Annotated in this window: 5 protein-coding genes and 1 pseudogene; 2 read left to right on the top strand and 4 right to left on the bottom strand. The window is 46.8% G+C overall.

Annotation, left to right across the window (positions count from 1 at the left end; all coding sequences use genetic code 11):
- Positions 1 to 275, top strand: a pseudogene (locus RMO35_RS21350) (rhomboid family intramembrane serine protease); the annotation flags it as partial.
- 90 nt (positions 276 to 365) lie between these two features.
- Here RMO35_RS21350 and RMO35_RS21345 read toward each other — a convergent pair.
- The 4 genes from RMO35_RS21345 to bchD form a co-directional block, all read right to left on the bottom strand.
- Positions 366 to 1,163: a Dam family site-specific DNA-(adenine-N6)-methyltransferase gene (locus tag RMO35_RS21345; protein WP_309744048.1), complete on the bottom strand. Its 798-nt coding sequence runs from the start codon at positions 1,161 to 1,163 to the stop codon at positions 366 to 368.
- Positions 1,164 to 1,189: 26 nt separating this feature from the next.
- The gene (locus RMO35_RS21340) at positions 1,190 to 1,393 is read right to left on the bottom strand and encodes a hypothetical protein (RefSeq protein ID WP_309744046.1); all 204 of its coding nucleotides are present in this window, start codon (positions 1,391 to 1,393) and stop codon (positions 1,190 to 1,192) included.
- Positions 1,394 to 1,395: 2 nt separating this feature from the next.
- On the bottom strand, positions 1,396 to 1,737 hold the full coding sequence (locus RMO35_RS21335) for a hypothetical protein (protein WP_309744044.1): 342 nt from the start codon (positions 1,735 to 1,737) through the stop codon (positions 1,396 to 1,398).
- An 87-nt stretch (positions 1,738 to 1,824) separates the two neighbouring features.
- Complete coding sequence (gene bchD, locus RMO35_RS21330; RefSeq protein WP_309744042.1) at positions 1,825 to 3,867, bottom strand: magnesium chelatase ATPase subunit D; 2,043 nt, start codon at positions 3,865 to 3,867, stop codon at positions 1,825 to 1,827.
- 747 nt (positions 3,868 to 4,614) lie between these two features.
- On the opposite strand from bchD, the gene RMO35_RS21325 reads away from it, so the two are divergent.
- The coding region (locus tag RMO35_RS21325; RefSeq protein ID WP_396135708.1) for a hypothetical protein at positions 4,615 to 5,718 on the top strand (1,104 nt) is incomplete at its 3' end.

Raw genomic sequence — 5,718 nt, 5'->3', positions numbered from 1 at the left:
TGATGGGAGCCTATATTATTCGCTTTCCAAAGGTGTCCGTTAGAACTGTGATTCCGATCGGTATTTTCCCGTTCTTTACCAGAATTCCAGCTTACTTTTATCTCGGAATTTGGTTTTTTCAACAAGCTTTATACAGTTTTGCCACGCTCGCACCGCGTACTAATGTGGGGATGGAAAATGGTGGCGTTGCGTATTGGGCGCACGCAGGCGGCTTCGTTTTTGGTGCCGTTCTCGGCCCACTTTTAGGATTGTTTTCCCAGCGATCGGAAGCTTGATTTCATTACGAAATAGTGGTGGGCAATGCCCACCCTACATCTTTCTGCTCGAATATTTTTCCTGTATTGACACCAATTTTAGACATTGCTTCAAAAGCCCTTACACGCGATTACTTCTTTTGCTGGGCGACGATCGCCATTACAAGAGATGCGTCTGGGTGCATCTACTATATCGATAGTAAACCCACAATCTTGATAAAGATCGACAATCCGATCGGTTGCTTGATTGGATAACACAACTTTACCAGGATGTTTTGCCAGCCAATAAGTCAAACGCAGTTGATCTTCCCACGTAAAATCATCCTGACTATACTTAGTAAATTGCACATCATAGGGTGGATCTGCATAGATAAAATCACCTGGCTCCAATTTCAAACCTTCAAAATCGCCGACAGTAATTTCCCACGATCGTAATGTGGCTTGATAATCACTCAAGTCAGTTGCATAGTTGATTGTTTTATATTTTCCAAAAGGGACATTAAATTCTCCACTATTATTAAATCTACATAGTCCATTAAATCCCGTCCGATTTAGATAATAAAAAATCTGAGCGGCTTCACTAGTATGAGATTTTTCAGTACGAGTCAATTGATTAAACTGCGTTCTCATTTCATAGTAGAAGTGTCGATCGTTCTTCATGTCGATCTCTACCGACAATCCTTGTTGTAAGTGACGATAAAGATTGACTAAATGAATGTTAGCATCATTTAGCAATGCCCGATTTGGTCTTAAGCCCAATGCGACAGATAAGCTGCCCATGAAAGGCTCAACTAGGCGGCTATCTCGCTCTGGTTGCCACAGCTCTAGTAATTTAGGCAATAGCCATCGCTTCCCTCCAGCCCATTTTAGTAAGGGCTTAAGCGTATTTACGGGAGGGGACGATAGCATAAATTTAGATGGCAATAGTGTTGAGATTAGCTCTCAATTTTTGATGTGGGAATAGAGTTAGATTTGTACAATAATCTAGCTCGGCGTTGCTCTCTTAAACCTTTGTCTAGAATGGCGATGATTTCATCTAGATCTAGAGTCAATAAATCTAACATCCTGCCAGCTTCTCTTAAATTGGCGATATCTCTGGCTCTAGTTTCAGCATCGGGAATTTTGAATTTGTCATTCATAATTAATCATTCCAATTACGTTGGATTTCTTGCAGACTGGCGATACTAGCATCTAGCGTAGCTTCAGCAGCATCAATCGAGCGGTACAATAAATTTAACACATCACTGGTTGCGACTGGCTGAGACTCAGCAGCTCTTAATAACAATACGTGAAATCGTGAATAGGGAGATAATAACCTTTCCCTGATGCTTTGAAGTTCTTCAAGCTCAGGTAGAGTTTCAGACGTTTCGCCCTGTTGCTCTAATATTCTAAACTCTGTTGCCGTGGTCGCATCAATACACTCAACGATCTGAAGTTGAAGTGTAAAGATATTTGTGAGGACGGAATCTGGTAATTTAACCACTGGTAAATCTGTCGATCGATAAACTCAAGATTTACTGTAGCAGGAGTTGCAATGTGAAGGATACCCACATTACAAACTGCAACTAAATTACCGCATATCGCCGATCGCACTCATAGCAGTAGCCGCGATCGCTTGTTCGGTAGCTTTGGGTAAGTGGTGATATTTACCATTAGCTTGCTTGGCTAATTCTTTAGCAAATCCAGTCGAGATAAATTTATTTTCGGTATCGATTACTAATAACTTAATTCCAATTGCTCGAATGCGGGAAGCAATATCTAATAGCTCTTGTTTGATGTCCGGTTTTTGCTCGGGATCGATCGCATCGCCCAAGGAACGCGCTAGGGGAACATTGCCTCGTCCGTCGGTAATCGCGACAATTACGACTTGTCCGACATCGCCGGAACTTTGGGCATTGACACCTACTCGCACGGCTTGAGTCAAACCGTGTGCTAGCGGCGAGCCACCACCACAGGCGAGGCGCTCTAGGCGGCGCTTTGCCATCGCGATCGATCGCGTCGGTGGTAATAGTACTTCGGCTTGCTCGCCTCGGAAGGGAATTAGGGCTACTTGGTCGCGATTTTGATAGGCTTCAGTCAGTAACCGCATCACCGCGCCTTTGGCTGACTGCATCCGATTGAGCGCCATCGAACCCGAAGCATCTACTACAAATATTACCAAAGCACCCGATCGACGAGCTAATTTTTTGCCGCGAATATCGCCTGGTTCGACGATTACTTGGCGCTCGGGTTGGCGCAAGCGGCGGGATTTTTGATAGGGTGCGGCGGCGCGTAATGTGGCATCTACGGCAATTCTACGGACTTTCCCCTTGGGTAAAATGGGCTTGACATACCGCCCTCGATCTTCGGAAAATACCATGCTGCGGCTGCCGGATTTGCCCTGTTTCTGCTGGGCGGTTTGAGCGAAAAATAGCACGGTATCGTCGAGGATTACGCCTTCAATATCAAAGACAAATTCTTCGGGGATATTCGGCGGTTCTTCCGGCTGGTCTTCATTTTCTGGCTCGTCCTCGTCTTCGTTCTCCTCCTCCTGCTCGTCTTGTTCCTGCTCGGATTGGTCTTGGGGTTGTTGCGGTGGTGGGGGTGGTGGGGGTGGGTTATTTTCGTCAGGTGGGGTTTGAATGACGGTAGCGCGGGGGACGATGACTAGTTCTACCGCTCGGCGCAAGTCTTCAGCATTAACATTCGTCCGTCCTTCGAGAGCGGCGGCGGCTTTAGCCACTCGCACGGCAAATAATTCAGCGCGGTGTCCCATGACGCCGCCACGGAGGGCTTCAGTAACTAGATAGGTGATTTGCTCTTGAGTAATCTGGACATCTTTGAGCCATTCCCGCGCTAGCAAGATTTGAGTCTTGATATTGTCGATTTCTTCGGTATATTGGGCGAGGAAAGTCTGGGGCGAAGCACTGTAAGAGATCGCTTGTCCGACAGCTTGCACCCGTTGGTCGATTTCCAGTACGCCATCAGCCGAAAGCGAGATGGCAATCCGATCGAGCAGATGCTCTCTGAGGGCACCTTCATCGGGATTGTAGGTGGCAATCAGCAGCGGTTTACATGGATGTTGAAAGCTAATTCCTTCGCGCTCGATCTGATTGCGACCATCGGTGAGAACACTCAGGAGCAAATTGGCAATTTGGTCGTCGAGGAGATTGATTTCATCGATGTACAACACGCCCCGATGCGCTTGTGCCAGCAATCCCGGCTGAAATACCGATGCGCCCTCCTGCACGGATTTATCCAAATCGACCGAACCCAGCAGGCGATCTTCGGTGACACCCAAGGGAATCTGAACGAAAGGAGCGGGAACTATCGCTGTGGGTAATTCGACATCAGGATCGATCGCCTGTAGTTCTAATAATCGATCGTCCCATTCACTCGGAACTTTAGGATCGCAATTACTGACGCCACCGACGACGATTTCGATCGGCGGAAATAATGAGTGAATCGCCCGTGCCATCACTGATTTAGCCGTACCGCGACCGCCGGCGATCGCAATCCCTCCCAAACTTGGATCGACAGCAGTCAGTAGTAATGCTAATTTGATCGCTTCTTGCCCTACTACCGCAGTGAGGGGAAAAGCATTCATATTCGAGGTGGTAGTCGCTGTCGGCATTGTGCTGGGGAAAAAATCTGCTCTTTCAATTAATTATCTCACATTAGCCACTAGCCACCGACCGAGTGCCACCGCAATCTAGACCAAAGGTATATTATTTCTAACGGCAATGTTCATTTCAACGCATATATGGGCACAATTTAAATAATTAGTTCATTTTTTATGAACTTGTGGCAGCAACTAATGTCGGATCGTGCCTTATCACCGAACATCAAATTTTACAACTATCTAATGGCTATAATTTCCAGGTTGGCACTGGCGATCGCCGTTCCAATTAGTTTAGTAAAAATTTTGTCCGGTGGCCGATAAGTATTTGTGCTGAAGTAGGTGAACGACCGGATCGGTAAGCGATACTGCGACTGTTTGAGTCAGGCGATCGCCCGTCTATTTCTGCTCAAAGGCGGATAGACAATGGCTCGTAAGCTCGATATATTGTTGCCTAAATCGAGCATCGATGAAAGAAGAACGATCGATTAATCGATCGCAATCGAGAGTCGCGAGCGCACGATTGACTAGATCTTGTCAATCCGAAATAACAAAAGTATACTCGGAATATATCGCAAGCGAGTAAGATGGCTGAAAGTATTTAACATGCTCATGTTACTATCTAGTAAAATATAGAAGACATACTTAGAGTCAAATTTATGTCAGCATTTGAGCTGACACTTTTAATAGAGATGTTGCCATCTCCAAGTCAGTCACACAATATTTACGCGTCAGATCGTTAAAATTTGGGAAACTTCCAGTATGAAGAAATTAATGTGGTATGTCAGTTGTTGTCTAATGCCCCTTGTCGGTGCATCAGCCGCTCATGCTAGGCCCGATATCAAACACAGCGCCAAAGCCATCACTGGTGATGCAGCTAGTTTGGGTAAACTATCAACTACAGATTACCACTCGGAGCTAAAAGCTACTCCAATGGTTGCTAGCGATATTCTCGCTCAATCGCCACCCCCACCCCCAACGCCCACAGAAGTACCCAGCGCACCTGCTGGAGGCACGAGTCCCAGCGCACCGCCAGCGCCGATCCCCGGTACGCCACCAACAACGCCTGCCAATCCCAGCGATAGCAAAGACATCCAAAATCAGCTAGACACGATTAAAAATAATCAGAATCAGCAAGCTGATGCAAATGATTATAATCCCAAGAGTTCTCCCGCTTTTGCGATCTTCAATCCCGTAGGGTTTGGTGCCGATCGTAACTTGGTGTTCTTCTCCGTTGACTATCAATCTCGCACTAGATATACCAATACTTCAGACGGTGCAGCCGGACTAGGTATCGGTCTAGGCGACGCTCGTGAATCAGTCGGGGTCGAGTTATCCTATAGTATCAATAGCTTTGGTTCCAGTGCTGCATTTGGTAGTGGTGCATTCAATGCCAAAGTTCACAAACGGATTGCGGAAGATACTGCTGTCGCCATCGGTTGGAACCAATTTGCCAAGGTTCAGTTTGGTGCTGGTAACAATAGCAACAGCGTCTCAGACTATCCCAATAATTCCTACTATGCAGTTGCTACCAAGATCCTCCGCACGCGTGATGACATCAACGACCCATTCAGTCGTCTGGCTTTAACTGCTGGTGTTGGTAGTGGTGTATTTTTACCATTCGACGAGTTTGGTGGCCTCGATCGTAGCGGATTAAACGTGTTTGGTTCTGTCGGCGTCCGGATCGCTAGACCTGTTAGTGCCGTCGTAGAATGGACGGGACAAGATCTCGCTGCTGGCGTTTCAGTCGCACCGTTCGAGAATTTCCCCCTCGTAATCACCCCGTCTTTCCGCGACATTGCAGGAATTGGTAATTCTACAAACCCAAATGTTGCCCCTGGTAATCGTGGCGGTGGTGCTAGATTT

This window comes from Chamaesiphon sp. OTE_20_metabat_361, assembly GCF_031364565.1.
This window is presented reverse-complemented; position numbering and strand designations above follow the sequence as displayed.